The sequence below is a fragment of the Achromobacter sp. ACM04 genome (genome assembly GCF_014851465.1).
Classification (GTDB): Bacteria; Pseudomonadota; Gammaproteobacteria; order Burkholderiales; family Burkholderiaceae_B; genus Achromobacter; species Achromobacter aegrifaciens.
On sequence record NZ_JACUZS010000003.1, the window covers coordinates 171,685 to 194,149 of the forward strand.

Sequence of the window (22,465 nt, forward strand, 5' to 3'; positions counted from 1 at the left end):
CTTTCTCAGATGGGGTAGATAAGCGAATTCGGCACCAGCTCGCTGTCGAAGATGCAGAGCCGCGATTCGAACTTGAGCCCGTCGGGGCCGCGCCGGACCACGTCCAGATAACGGCCCACGTTGAACACCGTGGTCAGTTGGCTGGGCTTGGTGCGGAACACGGCGTAGTTGGCCTCGGACTCGATGCGGTCGCCCTGTACCGACAGCACTCGCGGCGCGCCCACCACGTGGCGCTGGTAGTAGGGATCGTGGAAGATGGTGTCGGTGGCGCCGTAGATGCGGTCCTTCAGCATGCCGCGGCTTTCGAAGGACATGGTTGCCAGCGGATAGCCGCGCTCGTGGTTCTCGCGCGGCAGCACCTTGTACACGCAGTCTTCCAGGAAAAACTCGGGCCACTTTTCCCATTGTTCCGCGTCCAGCGCGGCGGCGTAGTCGTTGTACAGGCAGGTCAGTTGGTAGTAGAGGGGAAAGTCCAGCATCGTCAGGCCTCCATGACCCGACGCCAATACGCGTACATGCCGCGGATCAGCGTTTCCGTGACCATGTGGTCGGTGTTTTCGGCGGTCTTGCCGCCCAGTTCCGCCACGCTGCGGTGCCAGGGCTTCTGTTCGAAGCCGGATTGCGAGAACTCGATGACCTCGCCGTCGTCCGCCGACACGAAGCCCGCCGGGCCGAACAGATTGGCCTGGCGCAGCCGGCGGCGCGTCATCTCGGGCGTGTCGTCGGCGAAACCGAAGTGCGTCCAGACGAAGTCGAAGGCGTCGTGGCCCACCGGCTGGATGTGGCGCGTGGACAGCGAGTTCACCTGCTGCTGGATGATGACGCTGGGAAACAGCGTCATCAGCACGGCGGTGGGGCCGTTCCACCAGGGCTCCGGCACGATGTCGAGAAAGCGGTCGTCGTTCAGCGACATCTGCTCCTTGAAGCTGGACACGCCGCTGGTCACGCTGCCCTTGCCGCCCTGGCCGCGCGTCGAGATCATGGCGGCGTGGCGCAAGTGCCGGTCCATCTTCAGCTCGGAGCGGTTGTCGGCCCGCCACAGGCCGAAGGTGACGAACCAGGTGTGCAGCAGGCCCGGATGATACGGATCCTTGATGTTTTCCTGCATCAGCTTCCAGTTGCCGGGGATGCGCTGGCGGCTGTAGCCGTGGATCACCAGTTCGCGGCCGTCGAAGACGCGGTCGAAATAATGCAGGATGTCCGGCCCCAGATAATCCTCCAGCGGCTCGACGTCGTGGTCGAACGAGGCGAACACCACACCGTTGCGGCAGGCCACGGCCAGCTTGGTCAGGCCGTGCTCTTGCGGGTTGAAGTCGGGCGGCATGCCGCCGTTGACCTTGCCGTCCTGCTTGACGCCGCGGCGGAACGGCACGCCGATCAGATTGCCCTGCAGGTCGTAGTTCCACTGGTGGTACGGACAGACGAATTCGCTGCGGTTGCCCGAACGTTCGCGGCAGAACTGCACGCCGCGGTGGGCGCACACGTTTTCCACCACGCGCACCTGGCCGTCGTTGTCGCGCAGCAAGATGACAGAGCGTTCGCCCACCGCAGTGCGCTTGAAGTCGCCCGGGTTCGGGATCTCGGCTTCCAGGCCCACGTAGCTCCAGTGCGCGCGGTAGAAGAACCGCTCCATTTCGCGCTGATGCAGGGCGGCGTCGGTGTAGACGCCGAAGGGGATGCGGTGGGATCCGTCGTCCTGCCAGCGCGGGGCGAATTGGATGGGCTGCTCGGGGGCGTTCATGATCCGCTCCGGCGACAGGGCGCGGCGGCGGACAGCGTACAGGTACGCATGGCGTGTCTCCTTGGTTCGGCGGACCGCGGGCGCGATCCAGCAGAGCCGGCGCGGCATGGGCGCTGGCGTTTTTTGCATCATCGGGCAGAAGGTGAAATAAATAAATAGAATCTGCTTGATGAGATAAATCACCAGAATCAATATTGGTGGAGGCAGCCCATGAACCTGCAAGACGTGGACCTGAACCTGCTGGTCGTCTTCAACGAACTGCGCAAGCACGGCCGGGTGTCGGCCGTGGCCGAGAGCCTGGGCATCTCGCAGCCGGGCGTCAGCAATGCGCTGGGCCGGTTGCGCAAGCTGTTGGGCGACGAGCTATTCCTGCGGACCTCGCGCGGCATGGTGCCCACGCCCTACGCGCAGGATCTGGCGCAGCCCATCGCCGCCGCGCTGGAGGCGCTGCACAGCACCCTGAACGCGCGCGCCGCGTTCGACCCCGCGCATAGCGGTCGTGCCTTCGTGATCGGCGTGAACGACGTGGGCGAGACCTATTTCCTGCCGCGGCTGATGCGCGCGCTGGACCGCGCCGCGCCCGGCGTCACGGTGCGCACCGTGCGCACCACCTCGATCGACGTGAAGGACGAGATGGAGCGCGGCCGCATCGATCTGGCCATGGGCTTCCTGCCCGATTTGAAGAGCGGCTTCTTCCAGCGGCTGCTGTTCCGCCAGCCCTATGTGTGCATCTTCCGCCGCGACCATCCGCTGGCGCGCACCGGGGTCTCGGCGCGGCAGTTCCGCGCGGCCGAGCACGTGGCCATCGCCTCGGAAGGCACGGGCCACGGCGTGGTCGACCAGGTGATAGGGCAGGCCGGCATCCGGCGGCGCCTGCGCCTGACGGTGCCGCACTTCATTGCGGTGGGGCCGGTGCTGGCCGCCACCGACATGATTGCCGTGGTGCCGCAGCGCTTTGCCGACTGCGCCTGCGGTCCGTTCGGCCTGGCAACCGCGCCCTGTCCGGTGAAGATCCCGGAGTCCGTCATCAATGTGTTCTGGCACGCCCGCAATCACCGCGAGCCCGCCAATCAGTGGCTGCGGCAGGTGGTGGTCGACGAGTTTGCGGATTAAGTGTCGCGCAGCGTTACCGGAAACCAGCCGCGCAGCGCATTGGACAGGCGGATTTCCTCGGCGGCATGCAGGTCGGCCAGGGTCAGGACGCGTTCTTCCACCTTGCCCGTTTCGAGCAGTTCGGCGCGCTGCACGCCGGGCAGGCAGCCGCTGTCCACGGGCGGCGTGTACCAGTCGCCATCCAGGCGCAGATAAACGTTGCTGCGGCTGCCTTCGCAGAGTTCGCCGCGCTCATTCAGGTAGAGCAGATCGAAGATGTGCGGATGCGACGGTAGCCATTCGATGGTCTTGGTGTACCAGGGGCGGTAGGTGGTCTTGTAGCGCAGCAGCGGTTCGGATGAACGCAGCGCTTCGGGCGCCAGCATGGCTTCCTGTGCGGGTTGCAGGGGCGGCAGCGGCGCGGTCTGGATGTTGCGGCTGCCGTCGCGCGCCACCAGCAGGCGCAGCCGGTGCGGCCCCGGCGTGGCCAGGCCCAGCGCGGTGATCATGACGTCGGCTTCGACGGCCCGGCCTCCCCAGCCGTAGCCCAGGGCCTTGCAGGACGCTTCCAGACGCTTGAGGTGGCGCCCCAGCAGTGGCACGCGTCGTTCGGCATCGACCAGGATGGTCTCGATCAGTTCGGGTTGCATGGGACTCTCCTGGCGTAAAGGCGCGCTGCGGCCGCGCTCTATCCTACTACCGATGGCGGCCGGCGCGCAGGGGCGCCGGACATCCGGACTGTGGCCTCAGGCCCGCAAGATCCGGGCCTTCCAATGGCATTCCTGCCATTCCTCGGCCGGGTCGGAATCGTGCACGATGCCGCCGCCCACGCTATAGATGCCGTGGCCGGTGTGGTCCAGCACCAGGGTGCGGATGGCGACGTTCAGCGAGAAGTCGCCGTCCGGCGCCAGCCAGCCGATGCTGCCACAATACAGGCCGCGCGGCGCTGTTTCCATCTGGCGGATGCGGCGCATGGCCGCGACCTTGGGGGCGCCGGTAATGGAGCCGCAGGGAAACAGCGCGCGCAGCACCTCTTCCAGCGAGGCGTGCGGCGCCAGCGCCGACACTGTGGACGTCATGGTCCAGACGGTGGGATAGCGCTCCAGCGAGAACAGCGCGTCGACCCGCACCGAGCCCGGCTCGGCCAGCCGGCCCAGATCGTTGCGCAGCAGGTCCACGATCATCAGGTTTTCGGCGCGGTTTTTTTCGCTGGCCAGCAGCGCCTGGCCCAGCCGTTCGTCCTCGGCCGGATCGGGGTCGCGCGGGGCCGTGCCCTTCATCGGGCGCGTGGTCAGGCGCGGGCCGTCGCGGCGCACGAACAGTTCGGGCGAAAACGACAGCACCGTGCGTTCGCCGTCCTGGATGAACGCGCCGTGCGCCACCGGGTTGCGGGCGGCGATGCGCCGGTACAGGGTGGCCGCGTCGCCCTGGAATTGCAGGTCCAGCGGCTGGGTGTAGTTCACCTGATACAACTCGCCGTCGCCGATCAGGCCGCGGATGGCTTCGATCTGGCGCACGTAGTCGACCTCGGTCATGCGCGGCGCGGGCAGGCTGATGGCGGCTGGCGCGCTGCCTGCATCCGGCGCGTCCCAGAGCGCTTCGTCGTGCTTGCTTTCGAATGCAAGCGCCGTCAGGCGTGGCCTGGCGTCGTCGCGCGGTGGCGTCCAGGGGCCGGCGGGCGGCGCCAATGCGGCTTCGGGCAACAGCCATTCGCCCAGTTCGTAGTCCAGCAACAGGGCGATCCAGCGCCCCTGCCGTCGCTGCGCCTCGATGGCGGCCAGGGCCGGGGCGACCTCGGCGGCGCAGCGCGCCTCGATCCGCGAGCACAAGCCCTCGAATCGCAGCGCGCGGCCCGCCAGCCGGTCTTCAAAGCGACATTCCATGCTTCTTACTGCTGTTGATGTGCCAGGAATTCCTTCAGGACCCGCCCGGTATGGGAATGGTCGCTCAGGGTCATGACGTGTTCGGGCGAGCCTTCGCCCACCAGCTTGCCGCCGCCCGTGCCGCCTTCGGGGCCCAGGTCCAGCAGCCAGTCGGCTTCGGCGATCACGTCCAGGTTGTGCTCGATCACCACCACAGTATTGCCGGCTTCCACCAGCCGGTGCAGCACGTGGATCAGCTTTTCCACATCGGCCATCGACAGGCCGACGGTGGGCTCGTCCAGCACGTACAGCGTATGCGGGATGCGCGAGGCGCGGCCGGTCTTGATCAGACCGTCGGTGAGACGGGCCTTGGACAGCTCGGTCACCAGCTTGATGCGCTGCGCTTCGCCGCCTGACAGCGTGGGCGAGGGCTGCCCCAGCGTCAGGTAGCCCAGACCCACGTCCTGCATCAGCTGCAGGGGACGATGGATCTTGGGATGCGCGGCGAAGTAGCCGATGGCGTCGTCCACTTCCATGGCCAGCAGTTCGCCGGCGTTCTTGCCGCGCATCTGCACGCTGAGGGTGTCGTTGTTGAAGCGCGCGCCGTTGCAGGCGTCGCAAGGCACCTTCACGTCCGGCAGGAAGTTCATCTCGATGGTGCGCATGCCCTGGCCTTCGCAGATCGGGCAGCGGCCGTCGCCGGTGTTGAACGAGAAGCGCGCCGCGGTCCAGCCGCGCATGCGCGATTCCCGGGTGTCGGCGAACTGCTTGCGCACGTCGTCCCAGAAACCCACGTAGGTGGCCGGGCAGGAGCGCGGCGTTTTGCCGATAGGGGTCTGGTCCACTTCCAGCACGCGGTCGATGGCTTCCCAGCCCTTGATGCTGTCGCAGCCGGCCCAGCCCGGCGCCTTGCCTTGCGACACGGCCTGCATCAGGTTGTCCAGCAGCACTTCGCGCGCCAGCGTGGACTTGCCCGAGCCCGACACGCCGGTCACCACGCTCAGGCGGCCGACCGGGATCTTCGCGTCCACGCTGCGCAGGTTGTGCAGCCGCGCACCCTTGATCTCGATCATGGGCGTGTCGGCCTCGACCGGCCGGCGGCCTTGCAGAGGATGCTGCAAGGGCTTGGCCAGGTAGCGGCCAGTGACCGATTCGGGCGCTTCGATCAGGTCCTGCGCGCTGCCCTGGGCCACCACGCGGCCGCCGCGGATGCCCGCGCCCGGACCGATGTCGATGATGTGCGAGGCGCGGCGGATGGTGTCGTCGTCGTGCTCCACCACCACCAGCGTGTTGCCGTTGCCTTCCAGGCGCGCCAGCGCGTCCAGCAGGATGCGGTTGTCGCGCGGATGCAGGCCGATGGTCGGCTCGTCCAGCACGTAGCAGACGCCCTGCAGGTTGGAGCCCAGCTGAGCGGCCAGGCGGATGCGCTGCGCTTCGCCGCCGGACAGCGTCGGCGCGGCCCGGTCCAGCGCCAGGTAGTTCAGGCCCACTTCCTGCATGAAGTTCAGGCGTCCGCGGATTTCCGTGAGAATGTCGCGGGCGATCTCGCCTTCGCGGCCGCGCGCCACCAGTCCGGTGAAGAAGGTATGCGCGTCCGACACCGGCAGCGAGGCGAGTTCGGCGATGGACTTGTCGCGCCAGCGCACGGCGCGGGCCACGCGATTCAGGCGGTCGCCATCGCACTGGGTGCAGACCTTGGCCTCTCCTTCGTACCACGCGTTCCAGGCGGTTTCCTCGCCGGTCTGCTCTTCATCGAAGCCTTGCAGCTGCAGGCCGGTGCCGTAGCAGCCCGTGCACCAGCCATGCTTGGAGTTGTACGAGAACAGGCGCGGATCCGGTTCGGGGAAGCTGGTGCCGCAGGACGGGCAGGCGCGCTTGACCGAGAAGTGCTGCTGCTGGAGGTCGCTGTCCAGCGCCTCGTGCAGCTTGTTCACAGGCCAGACCACGGACATCACGCCCTGGCCGTTTTCCAGCGCGTTCTTGACCGCCGCGCGCAGCTCGGCCTCGTTGGCCGGATCCACGACCACGTCCGCGATCGGCAGTTCGATGGTGTGTTCCTTGTAGCGGTCCAGGCGCGGCCACGGGGCCACGGGAATGAACTCGCCGTCCACGCGCAGGTGCGAGTGGCCCTTGGATCCGGCCCATTTGGCCAGGTCCGTGTAGTAACCCTTGCGGGCCGTGACCAGCGGCGCCAGCAGGCCGATGTGCACGCCCTTGTGCTCGCGCAGCAGCCGCGCCACGATCTGGTCGGTGTTCTGCGGCTCTACCGCCACGTTGCAATCCGGGCAGTATTGCGTGCCCAGCTTGACGTACAAGAGGCGCAGGAAGTGATGGATTTCAGTCATCGTTGCCACGGTGGACTTGCGTCCGCCGCGGCTGGTGCGCTGCTCGATGGCGACCGTGGGCGGGATGCCGAAGATGGCGTCCACGTCCGGCTTGCCGGCCGGCTGCACGATGGCGCGGGCGTAGGCGTTGAGCGATTCCAGGTAGCGGCGCTGCCCTTCGTTGAACAGGATGTCGAAGGCCAGCGTGGACTTGCCCGAACCGGACACGCCGGTGATGACGGTGAACTTGTCGCGCGGGATTTCCACGCTTACGTTCTTCAGGTTGTGTTCGCGCGCATTGCGGATTTCGATCGCCATATTGGCCTGGCGGCGCTCGCGCATCAGGGACTGCAATGGGCGGCCGACGTCCGCGTTGTAGGTTTCGCCGGGCTCGGCGATGCGGGCCGTCAGGCCGGCCTGCTCGACTTCCTGCGCGTCGGCGTCGGTGCTTACCACCACGTCGGCCGGCAGGATGCTGACTTCGTAGTCGCGCAGAGCGGCGCCCGTATGCGACTTGGGGTTGTCCATCAGGTCCTGTGGCGTGCCGGTGCCGATGACCAGGCCGCCGGCGTCGCCGCCTTCGGGGCCCAGGTCGATCAGCCAGTCCGCCGCGCGGATCACGTCCAGGTTGTGCTCGATCACCAGCAGCGTGTGGCCGGCGGCCAGCAACTTGCGGAACGCGCGCATCAGTCGCGCCACATCGTCGAAGTGCAGGCCGGTGGTGGGCTCGTCGAACAGGAACAGGCTGCCCTTCTTGGCGACCTTGGCGGTGGAGATGCCGCTGCGCGCGGCTTCGGCCAGGTGGCCGGCCAGCTTCAGGCGCTGAGCCTCGCCGCCCGACAGGGTGGGCACGGGCTGGCCCAGCCGCACGTATTCCAGGCCCACGTCGGCCAGCGGCGCCAGGCCCGTCTGCACGTCGCGCAGGCCCTTGAAGAAGTCCAGCGCCTCGCTGACCGTCATCTCCAGCACTTCATCGATGGACGCGCTCTTGCCCAGATGCTCGACGCGCACTTCCAGCACTTCCGGGCGGAAACGCTTGCCGTCGCAGTCCGGGCAGCGCAGGTACACGTCCGACAGGAACTGCATTTCCACGTGTTCGAAGCCGGTGCCGCCGCAGGTGGGGCAGCGGCCGTCGCCGCCGTTGAAGCTGAACGTGCCGGCCGTGTAGGCGCGCTCGCGCGCCAGCGGTGCCTGGGCGAACAGCTTGCGGATCGCGTCGAACGCGCCCACGTAGCTGGCCGGGTTGGAGCGCGCGGTCTTGCCGATAGGGGTCTGGTCCACCATGACCACATCGGCGATCTGTTCGGCGCCCAGCAGGCGCTCGAAGGCGCCCGGCGCTTCCGATGGCTTGCCCTTCTGTTTGAGCAGGGCGGGGTAGAGCACGTCCTGCACCAGCGTGGACTTACCCGAGCCGGACACGCCGGTCACGCAGACCAGGCGGCCCAGCGGCAGCTCGACGGAAACGTCTTTCAGGTTGTGCGCGCTGACGCCTTCCAGCAGCAGGCGCGGCGTGTTCGCCGCCACCGGCATGGGGCGCGGCGCTTCCACGCGCTGGCGGCCGCCCAGGTAGTCGCCCGTCAGCGTGCGCGCCGAGCGCAGCTGGGCCGGCGTACCGTCGAAGACGATCTGGCCGCCGCGTTCGCCGGGGCCGGGGCCGATGTCGATGATGCGGTCCGCGGCGACCATGACCTGCGGATCGTGCTCCACCACCACCAGCGTGTTGCCGGCGTTGCGTAGCCGGTGCATGACTTCGACGACGCGGTGCATGTCGCGCGGGTGCAGGCCGATGGAGGGTTCGTCCAGCACGAACAGGGTGTTTACCAGCGAGGTGCCCAGCGCCGTGGTCAGGTTGATGCGCTGCACTTCGCCGCCAGAAAGCGTTCGGCTCTGGCGGTCCAGCGTCAGGTAGCCCAGGCCCACGTCGCACAGGAACTTGAGGCGCGCGCGCACCTCGGTCATGAGCAAGTCGGTGGCGGCGTCCAGCGCGCCTGAGAACGACAGCGTGTCGAAGAAGGTCCGCACCCGTTCGATGGGCAGCAGCATCACGTCATGGATGGACAGGCCGCCCAGGTTGTCGAGCTGCTCGCGGCTCCAGTTGGCGCTCACCGGCATGAAGCGCTTGTAGCGGCCGTCTTCCGGCGGCAGCACGGTGTCGGCTTCTTCCTTGGTGCCCAGGCGCCAGAGCAGCGCGTCGGGCTTGAGGCGCGCGCCATTGCAGGTGGGGCAGGGCGTGTAGCTGCGGTACTTGGACAGCAGCACGCGCACGTGCATCTTGTAGGCCTTGGTTTCCAGCCAGTCGAAGAAGCGCTGCACGCCGTACCACTGGTGCTTCCAGGCGTCGTTGCCGCCCTTCCAGTCGGGAGTGCCATAGAGCACCCAGCGCTTGTGCTCTTCGCTCATCTTTTTCCAGGGCACGCCCAGCGGCACGCCGGCCTTGGGCGCGTATTTCTGAAGTTCGTCCTGGCATTCCTTGTACGACGGCGTGGTCCAGGGCTTGATGGCGCCTTCCAGCAGGGTCTTGTTTTCGTCCGGAATGACCAGGCCGAAATCGATGCCGATCACGCGGCCGAAGCCGCGGCAGGCCTCGCATGCGCCCAGGGGCGAGTTGAACGAGAAGCTGCTGGGCAGGGGATCGGTGTATTCGATGTCGCAGTCGGCGCAATGCAGGCGGTCGCTGTACTTCCAGATGTGGGCGTTGCCGCCCTCGGCGTCCATGACGTACACGGCCAGGTGGCCGGCGCCCATGCGCAGCGCCGTGTCCAGCGCTTCCATGATGCGTTCGCGTTCGGTGCCGGCGAAGCGGAAGCGGTCCTGCACCACGTGCAGGATGCGGCGTGATTCAGTGCTGCCTTTTGCGGCCTTGGCCTTCTTGGAGCCCTTGGCCGGGGCGGCTGTGCGCGGCGCGGCGTTTTCCTCGGCGTGCACGCGGGTGTAGCCCTGCTGCTCCAGGAAGCCGCGCACTTCCTCTTCGGTGAAGTTGGCGGGAACGGCAATGGGAAAAGTCACCACCAGCCGCGGATCGCCGGCGGCGGCGCGTTCGGCCAGCGAGTGGTACACGGAATCCGGCGTGTCGCGCCGCACCACCTTGCCGCACCCGCGGCAATACAGTTTGGCGCCGCGCGCGAACAACAGCTTCAGGTGGTCGTTCAGTTCCGTCATCGTGCCGACCGTGCTGCGCGAGCTGCGCACGGGATTGGTCTGGTCGATGGCGATGGCGGGCAGGATGCCTTCGATGCGGTCCACCTGCGGCTTGTCCATGCGGTCCAGGAACTGGCGCGCATAGGGCGAGAAAGTTTCCACATAACGCCGCTGCCCCTCGGCGTACAGGGTGTCAAAGGCCAGCGAACTTTTGCCGGACCCCGACACGCCGGTCACGACGACCAGTTCGCCGGTGGCGATGGTCAGGTCCAGGTTCTTGAGATTGTTCTGGCGGGCGCCAACGATGCGAATTTGGGAGCTCATGGACGGTATCGTAGCCTGAGGGGAGAGGCCTGCCCGAGCGACAACCCATCGCTGGTTCCGAGCGCGGCGATATGGAATAATTGACTATATTGTGAGTCATGAGTCCAATATGTGGACAAAACAAGAACTCACTAGCTGTACAAATAAACAGTATCGCAGATTCGTCTGAAATTCGCGCTGTCGGCGTTGCACGTTCTGCAGATTCACTGCTAAAGGCATATGGCCATTAGCTGGAGACAAACTTGCTGGAAACCAAGGTCCCGGGCGCCGCGGCGTTCGCCAAATTCATGACGGTGCTGCAGGCGGTGGCGGATGCGCCCCAGCCGCCCACGGCCGCGTCGTTGGCGCGCAGCTGCGGCTATCCCCGGCCCACCGTCTACCGCATCGTCGCGGCGCTGGCCGAACAAGGCATGGTGGCCGAAACCGGCGGCGCCTACCGCCTGGGGCCGCGCCTGATGTCGCTGGCCAGCCGGGCCTGGTCGCAGTTCGACCTGCGCGCGGCGCTGGCGCCCGACCTGCAGGCCTTGCGCGATGAAACCGGCGAAACCGTGCACCTGGCCGTGCCTGCCGGACACGAGATGACCTATATCGACAAGCTGGAAAGCCCCGGTCCGGTGCGCATGGCCTCGCGCGTCGGGGCCAGCGTGGCGCTGCATTCCAGCGCGGTCGGCAAGGCTTACCTGGCGGCGCTGGATCCAGCCTCGCGGGAACGCCTCTTGCGCGAATTGCCGCTGACTGCCCGCATGCCCGGCACCGTGACCAGCCTGCCCGAACTGCGCGCCGTGCTGGACGCGGCCGCCGCCCGCGGCTACGCCACGGACGACGAGGAAAACGAAGCTGGCATCGTCTGCTACGGCGTAGCCTTGTGCGACGCGGCCGGACGGCCCATCGCGGGCGTCAGCGTCAGTACCCTGCTGTTCCGGCGGCGCGAAGACCCGCAAGCCGCCTATATCGAACCCTTGCTGCGGCTGCGCGATGCCGCCGCGGCCAAACTCGCCGTCCTGCCGGTATCGCCCGGCGGCGCCTGACCGTCTGCCCCCAAGGAATGCCATGACCGCAACCGCTGCCCCTCTTGCCTCCAAGCTCTCCACCCTCCTGGCCTCCCGGGTCGTCCCCGTGCTGCGCTACACGGACGCCGCCACCGCCGCCTATGCGGCCGAAGTTGCGGTGGCCGCCGGCTGCACCACGCTGGAACTGACCTGGACCATCCCCGGCGTCACCGACCTGCTGCGGGCGCTGCGCGACAAGCACGGCAGCGCGCTGCTGCTGGGCGTGGGCACGGTGCTGGACGAGCACCAGGCGCGCGAGGCCTTGGTCGCGGGCGCGGACTTCCTCGTGTCGCCGGCGCTGGCCACCGACATCGTCGACCTGGCGCATGCGGCCGACGCGCTCTGCCTGCTGGGCGCCTTTACCCCCACCGAAGTGCTGGCGGCGCGCCGCGCGGGCGTGGACGTGGTGAAGATATTCCCCGCAGACACCGGCGGCCCCAAGCACCTGGCCGCGCTCAAGTCGGTGTATCCGGATACCATTTTCTGCCCCACGGGCGGCGTCACCCAGGACAACATGGGCTCGTACTTCGCCGCCGGCGCCGCCATCGTCGGCATCGGCAGCAACCTCTATGACAAGGCGGCCTTCGCTGCCCGCGACACCGCCGCGCTGGTGGCGCAGATCGTTCGCACCCGGGAGGCCGCCCATGGCTGATTTCGATATCGTCGCGTTGGGCGAGCCGCTGGTCGAACTGAACCAGACGCATCAGGACCAGCGCCAGTATCTGCAGGGCTTTGGCGGCGACACCTCCAACGCCGTCATCGCAGCCGCGCGGCAGGGCGCAAGCTGCGCCTATCTGACGCGTGTCGGCAACGACGCCTTTGGCCAGCAGTTCCTGGACTTGTGGCGCGCCGAAGGCGTGGATACCTCCGGCGTGCAGGTGGATGAGCAGGCCCACACCGGCTTGTACTTCGTGCAGCACGGCCCCGACGGCCATGCCTTCAGTTACCTGCGCCGCGGCTCGGCCGCCAGCCTGATGACGCCGGCCAGCCTGGACTCGGGCCTGATCGAACGCGCCCGCTACCTGCACGTGTCGGGCATCAGCCTGGCGATCAGCACCAGCGCCTGCGACACCGTGTTCGCCGCCATCGAGCGCGCGCACGCGGCCGGCGTCCAGGTCAGCCTGGATTCGAACTTGCGGCTGCGCCTGTGGCCGGTGGACCGCGCCCGCGCCGTGCTGCGCGAAACCATGCGCACGGCCGACCTGTTCCTGCCCAGCATGGACGATATGCAGCATCTCACTGGCAACGACGATCCGGAACGCACGCTGGACTGGATCCGCGATGCCGGCGCCACCGGCGTGGTGGTGCTGAAGCTGGGCAAGGACGGCTCCATCATTGACGACGGCCAGCGCCGCGTACCCGTGGCCGCCTTGCGCGTGGATGCGGTGGACGCGACCGGCGCGGGCGACTGCTTCGCCGGCAGCCTGTTGGCGCGCCGTTGCCTGGGAGACTCCTGGGAAGACGCCGTGCGTTACGCCAATGCCGCGGCGGCCTTGTCCACGCTGGGCTATGGCGCGGTGGATCCGCTGCCGCGCAAGGAACAGGTGCTGGAACGGCTGAAGAGCTTGGCCGGCTGATTGCAGAGGGGGCCTGGACGGGTGCGGGCGCCTATTCAGGCTGACTGGGCGGCGTTCCGTCCCGCATTTGAGTGCTTCAGGCGCGAACGTGGCGGAAACGCCGCATTTTTGCGTCGCTGGCGCCGTCAGGGCATTTCAGGCTAAAATGCCAAGTTACCCGAATTTTCCGCCAGCCCAGTTTCCGGTTGTGCGGGCAACATTTCCGCAAATTCAACAGGAGAATCAACATGGCTGAACGCAAACGCGTGCGTCGCAACACCCTGGAACGTCGTTGCCTGGGCAAGGCTTTCAAGCGCTTGTTCGTCACGTCGCCCAAGGGCGTTTTCAAGATGCTGGAAAAGATCAAGCGCGTCTAAGTGACGCGTCCGGCCGCAGCCCAGGCTCGGCCAGATCAAAAAAACCGCTCGGTGCGCCGAGCGGTTTTTTTTTGTCCTGCGGGGACCAGCCTATTTCTTGTCCTGGGGCGGACCGAGCTTGGGCCGGATGAAGTCCATGAAGGCCCGGGTCTTGGCCGGCTGGATGCTGGACGGATACACCACGTAGATCGAGATCGGATCCACCGACCAGCCTGGCAGCACCCGCTTGAGCGAATTGCGCTTGATGATGGGCTCCAGCGCCAGGCAATGCGGCATGCGCGTGATCGCCAGATCCAGGCCCGCCAGGGTGCCCGCGATGCTCATGTTGTTGGCCGCCAGGTGGCCGCTGACCGGCACGCGTTCGCTGACCGCGCCGCGGCGCAGCGTCCAGTGCGAATGCGCCTCGTCGATGGTGGTGCGCAGGCACTGGTGCTGGGTGAGATCCGCCGGCGTCTTGGGCTCGCCGTAGCGTTCCAGGTAGCGGTCGGAGGCATACAGGTAGTTGTTCAGGGAGACCAGCTCCTGCACGACCGCCCCGCTGTGCATGCCCCGGTTGCCATTCAGATCGGCGGCGCTGGCCGACGCCAGCGGGTAATCCGCATTGCTGCCAAAGCGCAGCACGATGTCGAACGGCGTGCCTTGCGCGTCGGAGGCCGTCATCATGCTCAGGTCGAACTCGCATTCCACTTCCGGATAGCGGTCGGTGAAATCATTGATGGTTTCTGGCAACAGCCAGATCGCCAGGCTGTAGGGCATGGATACCCGGAGGTTGCCGGACGGACCGCCAGACAGGGATTGCAGCTGCTCGTGCGCCAACCTGGCTTCGTCGATCAGGCCCTGGCAGCGCCGCATATAGGCCGCGCCGGCTTCGGTAAGGTCGAGGCGGCGCGTGTTGCGGTTGATCAACCGCAGGCCGATGGCGCGCTCCAACTCGTTGATGCGGCGCGATAAAGTCGAGGTCGGCATGTTCAGCGCGCGCGCCGCCAGGCTGAAGCTCTTGCGCTTGGCAACCTCCACGAACAAGGCGATGTCATTGAGCTGGACGGTCGAAGCTTCCATAGGCATTCCGGTTTTGGCCGCCCGAGTGTACGCCACTACGGAGTGCGTCCCAAGGCAACTACGGCTTCGCGAAGTCCCGCGAATTGCAGTTTTTGTCAGATTTGATTGCAAATTTGAGGCCGATGGGGCCGGTACGCGCGAGCATATCCCCTAAACTTCAGGCGAAAACACCAAAACCAAGACCGCAGCGCTTGCTCGACGCATCGCAAAGGGGCTCAGTGGGCATGACCGACACACCAACTTTATTCACTGTTTTAACGCCCACCTACAATCGGGCGGGCACGCTGCACCGGGTATATGAATCCCTTTCCCGGCAGACTTTCCGGGATTTCGAATGGGTCGTGGTGGACGACGGTTCCACCGACAACACCCACGAATCGATCCTGGACTGGCAGGCGCGCGCCGATTTTCCCATCCGTTATTTCTGGCAGAACAACCGCCACAAGAAAACCGCCTTCAACCGTGGCGTGCGCGAGGCGCGCGGCGAACTCATCGTCGCGCTGGACAGCGACGACGAAATGCCGCCCGATGCCCTGGCCACATTCAAGGAGGCCTGGGACAGCATTCCGCCGGCGCGGCGCGAATCCTACGTGGCCGTGACGGGCCTGTGTGCGCGTCCCGATGGCAGCATCGTCGGCGACCGCTATCCGCAGGACGTGTTCGACAGCACGGCGGTGGATGTCTATTTCCGCTATCGCATCAAAGGCGAGAAATTCGGCTGTATGCGCACCGACATTCTCAGGAAGTACCCCTTCCCCGAGGATGTCGCGGGCTTTGTGCCCGAAAGCCTGGTGTGGTGGGCGATTGCGCGGGCGGGGTATCTCAGCCGCTTCATCAACCGCGTGGTGCGGACTTACCACGACACGCCCGGCGGCCTGAGCCAGGGCGCGGTTTCCGTGGGCAACAATGCCCAAGGCCTGTACCTGCTGGCCTGGGACGTGTTGCAGCATCACCTGGAATTCTTCCGCTACCGGCCGCGCGAATTCATCATGGCCGCGATCCGCTACACGCGCTTTCGGCTGCATCTGAAGCATTCCGGCGTGCCGACGGCGGTGCAAGCCTACAAGCTGACCAATCCCATGGCGAAGTTCATGGTCGCGGCCCTGTGGCCGCTGGGCTATGCCATGTACCGCCGCGACAGACGCCGCGGCGTGGCCTGAAGCCTGCCAAGCTGGCAGGCCCTTGGCAGGCTTCTGCCGGCGTTTCAGGCGGGCGTTGAGGCAGGGGCTCCGTGCCCCAGTCCCAGATACACCTCGACCACGCGCGGGTCTTCCGCCACCTGGGCGGCCGGGCCTTCCAGCGTGACGGCGCCTGTTTCCAGCACATAGGCATAGTCCGCCACCTGCAGCGCGGCGCGGGCGTTCTGTTCGATCAGCAGGATGGACACGCCCATCTCGCGCAAGCGCGTGACGATGCGGAACACTTCGCGCACGATGCGCGGCGCCAGGCCCAGGCTGGGCTCGTCCAGCATCAGGAGCTTGGGCTTGGCCATCAGCGCGCGGCCCACCGCCAGCATCTGGCGTTCGCCGCCGGATAGCGTGCCGGACAGCTGGGCGCGGCGCTCCTTCAAGCGCGGAAACAGTTCATAGACCTCGGCCAGCGTCTGGTCCTGGTCGCGCAGGCCGCTGCGGAAACGGTGGAACGCGCCCAGCATCAGATTGTCTTCCACCGTCATCTCGGCGAACAGCTCGCGCTTCTCAGGCACCAGGTTCATGCCGGCCGCCACCATTTCCTCGATCTCGGCATGCTCCTGGACCTTGCCGCCAAAGACGATCCGGCCGCTGGACGGCAGCACGCCCATGATGGCAGACAGCAAGGTGGTCTTGCCGGCGCCGTTGGGGCCGATCACGGTCACGATCTGGCCTTCGCCTACTTCCAGGCTGACGCCCGAGACGGCCTCGACCTTGTCGTAGGCCACGCGCAGGTCGCGCACTTCCAGCAGTTTCGCGCTCATCATTCCACTCCGCCCAGATAGGCTTCAAGCACCGCGGGGTTGTTCTGGATCTCGGCGGGGAGGCCTTCGGCGATCTTTTCGCCGAAGTCCATGACCACCACGCGGTCCACCAAGCCCATCACGAAGTCCATGTCGTGCTCCACCAGCAGGATGGCCATGCCTTCGGCGCGCAGCTTCTTCAGCAATTCGGCCAGCTCGCATTTTTCCTGGTAGCGCAGGCCGGCGGCGGGCTCGTCCAGCAGCAGGATGCAGGGGTCGGACGCCAGCGCGCGGGCGATTTCCAGGATGCGCTGCTGTCCCAGGGCCAGCGAGCCGGCCTCGTCGTGCAGATGCTTGCCCAGGCCCACGCGCTCGACCTGGCGGGCGGCTTCGGCCAGCAGGCGCGCTTCCTCGGCGCGGTCCAGCCGCCAGGCGGCAGGCAGCACGCCGCGATGGCCGCGCAGATGCGCGCCGATGGCCACGTTCTCCAGCACGCTCATGCGGCCCAGCAGGCGCACGTGCTGGAAGGTGCGCGACAGGCCCAGCCGCGCGATGCGGCGCGCGCCGACGCCGGCCACGGAATGGCCCAGCAGCGTCACCGTGCCGGAAGTCGGCGTGTCCACGCCCGAGATCTGGTTGAACATGGTGCTCTTGCCCGCGCCGTTGGGCCCGATCAGCGCCAGGATTTCGCCGGCGCGGATTTCCAGGTTCATGGCGTTGTTGGCGACCAGGCCGCCGAACTTGCGGGTCACGTCCACGGCCTTGAGCACAACCTCGCCGCGCGGCGGCATGGGCTTGCGCGGCAGCGGCTCGGCGTTCATGTCCAGCTTGCGCTGTTGCTTCTTCACCGGCACGCAGCGCGTCAGCACCGGCCACAGGCCGCTGCGGGCGCGGTGCAGCAGCAGCACCATGCCGAAGCCGAATACGATCACCTCGAAGTTGCCGGTCTGGCCCAGCAGTTTGGGCATCCAGTCCTGCAGCCATTGCTTGAGCACGGTGAAGACGCCCGCGCCGACCAGCGCGCCCCAGACCTGGCCCGCGCCGCCGATGACGGTCATGAAAAGGTACTCGATGCCCATCTGCAGGCCGAAGGGGTTGGGGTTCACGAAGCGCTGCATGTGCGCGTACAGCCAGCCCGAGGCGCAGGCCTGCAGCGCGGCGATGATGAAGATCACCATGCGCGAGCGCGCGGTATCCACGCCCATCGATTCGGCCATCACGCGGCCGCCCTTGAGCGCCCGGATGGCGCGGCCCTCGCGCGAATCCAGCAGGTTCTGCGTGGACCATACGGCCACCAGCAGGAAGGCCCAGATCAGGTAGTAGATGTTGTCGCCCTGGTTCAGCGTCCAGCCGAACAGATTGATGGCGGGAATGTCCGGGATGCCGGTGTGGCCGCCCAGGCCCTCCACCGAGCCGAAGACGAAGTACAGCGACAGGCCCCAGGCGATGGTGCCCAGCGGCAGGAAATGCCCCGACAGCTTCAGCGTGATCGCGCCCAGCAGGTAAGCGATGACCAGCGTGAGCAACAGCCCCGCCAGCAGGGTCAGCCAGGGCGATGCGCCCAGCCATGCCAGCCAGGACGGCAGCGTGTCCGAGCGGGTGGTCAGCAACGCCGTGGTGTAGGCGCCCACGCCCACGAACGCGGCCTGCCCGAAACTCGTCAGTCCGCCGACGCCGGTCAGCAGCACCAGGCCCAGCGCCACCATGGCGTACAGGCCGATGTAGTTCAGCAAGGTGACGTAGAACGGCGGCAGCGCCAGCGGCGCCAGGGCCAGCAGCGCCAGGAATGCGAAGAGGATGTGGCGCGGGTTCATTCGTCTTCTTCCTCGACGTGATGGCTTTTCAGTGAACGCCAGAGCAGCACGGGGATGATCAGCGTGAACACAATGATTTCTTTGTAGGCGCTGGCCCAGAACGAGGAGAAGGCTTCGATCAGGCCGACCAGGATGGCGCCGGCCGCGGCCAGCGGATAGCTCACCAGGCCGCCGATGATGGCGCCCACGAAGCCCTTCAGGCTGACCATGAAGCCGGAGTCGAAGTACATGGTGGTGATGGGCGCAATCAGGATGCCCGACACCGTGCCGATCAGCGCGGCCAGGAAGAACGTGGCCTTGCCGGCGAAGATCGGCGAAATGCCCATCAGCCGCGCGCCCAGCCGGTTGAAGGCGGCTGCGCGCAGGGCCTTGCCGTACATCGAGCGTTCAAAGAACTGGTAGAGCACGACGATGAGCAAGGCCGACACCGCCACCACCCACAACGCCTGGCTGTTGACGTTCAACGGCCCCAGCGCCAGGCTGGCATCGCTGAAGGGCGCCGTGCGCGCGCCTTCCGCGCCGAAGGCCAGCAGCCCCAGGCCCACCAGCGCCAGGTGCACGGCAATGGAGACGATCAGCAGCACCAGCGTCGAGGCCGACGCGATGGGCTGGTAGAACAAGCGGTACAGCTGCGGTCCCATCGGCACCAGCAGCAGCAGCGTCAGCAGCGCCTGCGCCGCCATCGGCAGCTGGGCCAGCGGCAGGTTGTAGAACAGCGCGGCCAGCACCAGCGGATAGGCCACCTTGACCGCCATGCGCCAGACGCCGCGGTTGCGCCCGGGGCGCTTGCGCCGCGCCAGCAGATCGGCGCCGACCTCGGCCAGCGCGAAGGCAAACAGCAGCCACACCAGCAGCACCGGCTTGCCGGCCTGCAACGCGGCCATGGTGAGCGCGCCGAACGCGACGAACTCGCCTTGCGGGATGAACAGCACGCGGGTGACGGTAAAGACCAGCAGGATGGACAAGGCCAGCAGCGCATAGATGGCGCCGTTGGTGATGCCGTCCTGCCCGAGTATCAGGGCAATCTGAGCATTCATGCGAAATTCCGGGTAAGACAGACAAGCAAGCCAGGCACATCACCCCCTATCTGCGCGCCTACGGAAGCAAACTCTGCGCACCCTATCGGGATGCCGCGGAGCCGACTCTGCGCATTCGATCGAGATGCCACGAAGCAGGCTCTGTGCATCCCTAGCGGGATGCCGCGGAGCCGGGCTCTGCCGGTCCGCAGGCATGCCCCCCTGGGGGGGAAGCGCGCAGCGCTTCGGGGGGGGACTATTTCACCAATGTCCAGGCGCCGTCCTTGACGGTGATGAGCTCGCGGCCGCGGTCGTCAAAGCCGCTGTGGTCGGCGGCCGTCATGTTGTAGACGCCTTGCGTGCCAACCAGCTCCTTGGTCTGTTCCAGCGCATCGCGCAGCGCGTTGCGGAACTCCTTGGTGCCCGGCTTGCCGGCCTTTTCCGCCAGCGGCACGGCCTTCTCCAGCAGCAGGCCGGCGTCATAGACGTTGGCGCCGAAGGTGGCGGGCTTCGAGCCGTTGAGCTTTTCGTAGGCGGCGATGTAGTCCGAAGCGACCTTCTTGGACGGGTTGCTGTCCGGCATTTCCGGCAGCACCAGCATCAGGCTGGCGGCCAGCACCGTGCCTTCGACCTTCTTGCCGCCCAGCTTCAGGAAGTCGGGCAGGGCCGCGCCGTGGGTCTGGTAGAACTTGCCCTTGTAGCCCTGGTCGAACAGGGTGGTCTGGGGCAGCACGCTGGCGGCGCCGGGGGCGGCCACCAGCACGGCGTCCGGCTTGGCGGCCAGGATCTTCAGCGCCTGGCCCGTGACCGAGCTGTCAAAGCGCAGGTAGCGTTCGTTGGCGGCGATCTTGATGCCCTTTTCGGCGGCCATGCCCGAGAAGACCTTGTACCAGTTCTCGCCATAGGGATCGTTCAGGCCGATGAAGCCGACAGTCTTGATGCCGGTCTTGGCCATGTGGTCGACCAGCGCGCGCGCAATGATGTCGTCGTTCTGCGTGGTCTTGAAGACCCACTTCTTCTGGTCGTTCATGGGCAGCACGACGGCGGCGGTGCCCACGGGCGCCAGCATCGGCACGCCGGCTTCCGCCGCGAACTGGATCACGCCCATGGCGTTGGGCGAGCCCGACGGGCCGATCAGCGCGTCCACGTTCTGCTCCGAGATCAGCTTCTTGAAGGCCGTCACCGAGTTGGTGGAATCGCTGGCGTCATCCAGCGAGATGTATTCCACGGTCAAGTCGCCGATTTTCTTCGGTAGCAGCGGCACGGTGTTCTTCTGGGGAATCCCCACCAGGGCCGTCGGGCCGGTGGATGAAGTGACGACGCCGACCTTGACTTGGGCCAGGGCGGGCAGGGCGAACAGCGCGGCTACCGCGGCGGCAGCGGCCAGGGGGAGTTTCTTCGACAGCATGGCAAAACCTCCGGATAGGGAGCAGGGTGGGGGTGCGGCTGGAAAACGGAGAAAACGGGTACTTCTGTGCTTGCTTGGTTTGCTTTAATACTTGTTGCTTAAACTTTCTGTGCGCAGGCTCGCACTGTAGACCTGGTCCGCAGTGCTTACCTATCCGTCAAAACCCGAAGCGGGCTCGCGCGACGCGTGTTCAGATGGTGATGGAGCTGACGCTGGCGCCGCCGCAGACGAACAGCGTCTGGCCGGTGACGAAGCTGTTGGCGGGATCCGAGAAGAACATGACGGCGCGCGCCACGTCGTCGGAACGCCCCAGACGCTTGACCGGTATGCCGGCCGCCAGCTGCTTTTCGCGCTCGCTGCCGGGCTCGATCACCTCGTAGAACATGTCGGTCTGGATCGGACCGGGAGCCACCACGTTGACCGTGATGCCATAAGGCGCCAGCTCCAGCGACCAGGTGCGCGCCATGCCCACCATGCCGGCCTTGGTGGCCGAATAGGCAGTGCGGGTCGGCAGGCCCAGTGCGCCGCGCGAGGACATCATCACGATGCGGCCGAACTTGCGCTCCTGCATGCCGGGCAGGGCGGCCTGCACCAGGCTGATGGCCGCGCCCAGGTGGATCTGGGTCAGGCCGTGCAGTTCTTCCTGCGTGACCTGCGGCAGCAGGTTGGGCCAGATGACGCCGGCGTTGTGAATGACGTGGCTGATGGGGAACCTGGCAGCGGCTTCGGCGCCCGCTTGCGCGGTGGCCTCGGCGTCCAGCAGGTCCACCTGCACGTTGTGCAGGCGCGGGTGGCTGAAGTCGGCGGCGCGGCGTGCCATGGAAATCACTTCGTAGCCCGCGTCCAGCATGCTGCGGCAGATTTCGGCGCCGATGCCGGCGCTGCCGCCGGTGACGATGGCGACGTTGGTGTGCGTCATGGGTATCCCCCTGTTGTCGTTGTCGTGAGGCCGGCTCTGGGGCGGCCTGCTCAGGCCTTGGGCGCCAGCGCCAGCACGCGCAGCGGGCTGCCCGAGCCGCTGCGGATCTTGAGCGGCGCCGAGAAGATCACCGCGCCGGTGGGCGGCAGCTGGTCCAGGTTGGTCATGCATTGCAGGCCGTAGCGGTTGTTGCCATGCATGTAGTAGTGGCAAGGATAGGGGGGATCCAGGTGCTGCGCCTGGCCCGCGTCGGTGCCGACCGACTCGGTGCCGAAACCGTGCACGTCGCGCTCCTTGATCAGCCAGGGCACCACTTCAGCGTCCGGGCCGGGCGAGTGCGCGCCGTCTTCCTGCTGGTTCAGGTAATCGGCGGGCTTGGCGCGCTTGGACCAGTCGGTGCGCATCAGCACCCAGGAACGCGCGGGAATGCGGCCATGCTGCTCTTCCCATTTCTTCACGAAGTCGATGGTCAGCAGGAAATCGGGGTTGTCGCGCGACTCGGCCGAGCAGTCGATGACGCAGGCGCTGGCGATGAAGGCTTCCACCGGAATGGTGTCGACGGTGTTGTCGGGCTGGTCCTTGCCCGTGACCCAATGGGCCGGCGCGTCAAAGTGGGTGCCGGTGTGTTCGGAGCACGAGAAGTTGTTCCAGTACCAGGCGGGGCCGCGCTCGTCGTAGCGCGAGATTTCCTCGATGCGGAACGGCCAGGCCTGGCCGAATTCCGGCGGCAGCACGATGGTCGGGAATTCCGGCGTCAGCGTTTCGGTCAGGTCCACCACGCGGATGCGGCCGGACATCAGTTCGGCCATGAATTGGGCAAGAATGTTTTGGCTCATGTGCTGTTCCTCTAGGT

General features: G+C 66.7%; 18 protein-coding genes. 6 read left to right on the forward strand and 12 right to left on the reverse strand.

Annotated features, from left to right (window positions below):
- Positions 1–5: 5 nt before the first annotated feature.
- Both IB259_RS17125 and IB259_RS17130 read right to left on the reverse strand, forming a co-directional pair.
- Complete coding sequence (locus IB259_RS17125) at positions 6–479, reverse strand: nuclear transport factor 2 family protein (RefSeq protein WP_054457426.1); 474 nt, start codon at positions 477–479, stop codon at positions 6–8.
- A gap of 2 nt (positions 480–481) precedes the next feature.
- On the reverse strand, positions 482–1,741 hold the full coding sequence (locus IB259_RS17130; protein WP_054457613.1) for an aromatic ring-hydroxylating dioxygenase subunit alpha: 1,260 nt from the start codon (positions 1,739–1,741) through the stop codon (positions 482–484).
- Positions 1,742–1,951: 210 nt separating this feature from the next.
- Between IB259_RS17130 and IB259_RS17135 the strand changes: the two genes are divergently transcribed.
- Positions 1,952–2,854 carry a LysR family transcriptional regulator gene (locus IB259_RS17135; protein WP_054457424.1) on the forward strand — a complete coding sequence of 301 codons (903 nt, stop codon included), beginning with the start codon at positions 1,952–1,954 and terminating at the stop codon, positions 2,852–2,854.
- Here the strand turns inward: IB259_RS17135 and IB259_RS17140 are convergent.
- The 3 genes from IB259_RS17140 to uvrA form a co-directional block, all read right to left on the reverse strand.
- The gene (locus IB259_RS17140) at positions 2,851–3,483 is read right to left on the reverse strand and encodes an aminotransferase class IV family protein (protein ID WP_192329747.1); all 633 of its coding nucleotides are present in this window, start codon (positions 3,481–3,483) and stop codon (positions 2,851–2,853) included. The two genes, IB259_RS17135 and IB259_RS17140, sit on opposite strands and share 4 nt — an antisense overlap.
- A 96-nt stretch (positions 3,484–3,579) precedes the next feature.
- Positions 3,580–4,716 (reverse strand): aminodeoxychorismate synthase component I, encoded by a 1,137-nt coding sequence (locus IB259_RS17145; RefSeq protein WP_192329749.1) that lies wholly within the window; start codon positions 4,714–4,716, stop codon positions 3,580–3,582.
- A 5-nt stretch (positions 4,717–4,721) separates the two neighbouring features.
- Positions 4,722–10,481 carry an excinuclease ABC subunit UvrA gene (gene uvrA, locus IB259_RS17150; RefSeq protein ID WP_192329751.1) on the reverse strand — a complete coding sequence of 1,920 codons (5,760 nt, stop codon included), beginning with the start codon at positions 10,479–10,481 and terminating at the stop codon, positions 4,722–4,724.
- A gap of 242 nt (positions 10,482–10,723) precedes the next feature.
- On the opposite strand from uvrA, the gene IB259_RS17155 reads away from it, so the two are divergent.
- The 4 genes from IB259_RS17155 (at position 10,724) to IB259_RS31105 (ending at position 13,463) form a co-directional block, all read left to right on the forward strand.
- Positions 10,724–11,509, forward strand: a complete 786-nt coding sequence (locus IB259_RS17155) for an IclR family transcriptional regulator (protein WP_175213826.1) — start codon at positions 10,724–10,726, stop codon at positions 11,507–11,509.
- A 22-nt stretch (positions 11,510–11,531) separates the two neighbouring features.
- The gene (locus IB259_RS17160) at positions 11,532–12,182 is read left to right on the forward strand and encodes a bifunctional 4-hydroxy-2-oxoglutarate aldolase/2-dehydro-3-deoxy-phosphogluconate aldolase (protein ID WP_054457415.1); all 651 of its coding nucleotides are present in this window, start codon (positions 11,532–11,534) and stop codon (positions 12,180–12,182) included.
- Positions 12,175–13,107 (forward strand): sugar kinase, encoded by a 933-nt coding sequence (locus tag IB259_RS17165; RefSeq protein ID WP_192329753.1) that lies wholly within the window; start codon positions 12,175–12,177, stop codon positions 13,105–13,107. Before IB259_RS17160 ends, IB259_RS17165 begins: the two co-directional genes overlap by 8 nt.
- A 227-nt stretch (positions 13,108–13,334) precedes the next feature.
- A complete protein-coding gene (locus IB259_RS31105) occupies positions 13,335–13,463 on the forward strand; it encodes a hypothetical protein (RefSeq protein ID WP_255423380.1) in 129 nt (42 codons plus the stop codon).
- Between the two features lie 90 nt (positions 13,464–13,553).
- Here the strand turns inward: IB259_RS31105 and IB259_RS17170 are convergent, their stop codons facing one another.
- On the reverse strand, positions 13,554–14,522 hold the full coding sequence (locus tag IB259_RS17170; RefSeq protein WP_119449706.1) for a LysR family transcriptional regulator: 969 nt from the start codon (positions 14,520–14,522) through the stop codon (positions 13,554–13,556).
- A 224-nt stretch (positions 14,523–14,746) separates the two neighbouring features.
- Between IB259_RS17170 and IB259_RS17175 the strand changes: the two genes are divergently transcribed.
- Entirely contained in the window at positions 14,747–15,682 is a 936-nt protein-coding gene (locus IB259_RS17175) for a glycosyltransferase family A protein (protein ID WP_054457409.1), read from the forward strand.
- Between the two features lie 44 nt (positions 15,683–15,726).
- Here IB259_RS17175 and IB259_RS17180 read toward each other — a convergent pair whose 3' ends face one another.
- The 6 genes from IB259_RS17180 to IB259_RS17205 form a co-directional block, all read right to left on the reverse strand.
- Entirely contained in the window at positions 15,727–16,476 is a 750-nt protein-coding gene (locus IB259_RS17180; protein ID WP_054457408.1) for an ABC transporter ATP-binding protein, read from the reverse strand.
- Entirely contained in the window at positions 16,476–18,269 is a 1,794-nt protein-coding gene (locus IB259_RS17185) for an ATP-binding cassette domain-containing protein (protein WP_175159411.1), read from the reverse strand. The genes IB259_RS17180 and IB259_RS17185 overlap by 1 nt, the downstream gene beginning before the upstream one ends.
- Entirely contained in the window at positions 18,266–19,306 is a 1,041-nt protein-coding gene (locus IB259_RS17190) for a branched-chain amino acid ABC transporter permease (protein ID WP_119449705.1), read from the reverse strand. The genes IB259_RS17185 and IB259_RS17190 overlap by 4 nt, the downstream gene beginning before the upstream one ends.
- A 235-nt stretch (positions 19,307–19,541) precedes the next feature.
- Positions 19,542–20,693, reverse strand: a complete 1,152-nt coding sequence (locus tag IB259_RS17195) for an ABC transporter substrate-binding protein (protein ID WP_054457402.1) — start codon at positions 20,691–20,693, stop codon at positions 19,542–19,544.
- Positions 20,694–20,883: 190 nt separating this feature from the next.
- Positions 20,884–21,612: an SDR family NAD(P)-dependent oxidoreductase gene (locus IB259_RS17200; RefSeq protein WP_059371593.1), complete on the reverse strand. Its 729-nt coding sequence runs from the start codon at positions 21,610–21,612 to the stop codon at positions 20,884–20,886.
- 50 nt (positions 21,613–21,662) lie between these two features.
- Entirely contained in the window at positions 21,663–22,448 is a 786-nt protein-coding gene (locus tag IB259_RS17205; protein ID WP_054457398.1) for a cyclase family protein, read from the reverse strand.
- Positions 22,449–22,465 lie beyond the last annotated feature (17 nt).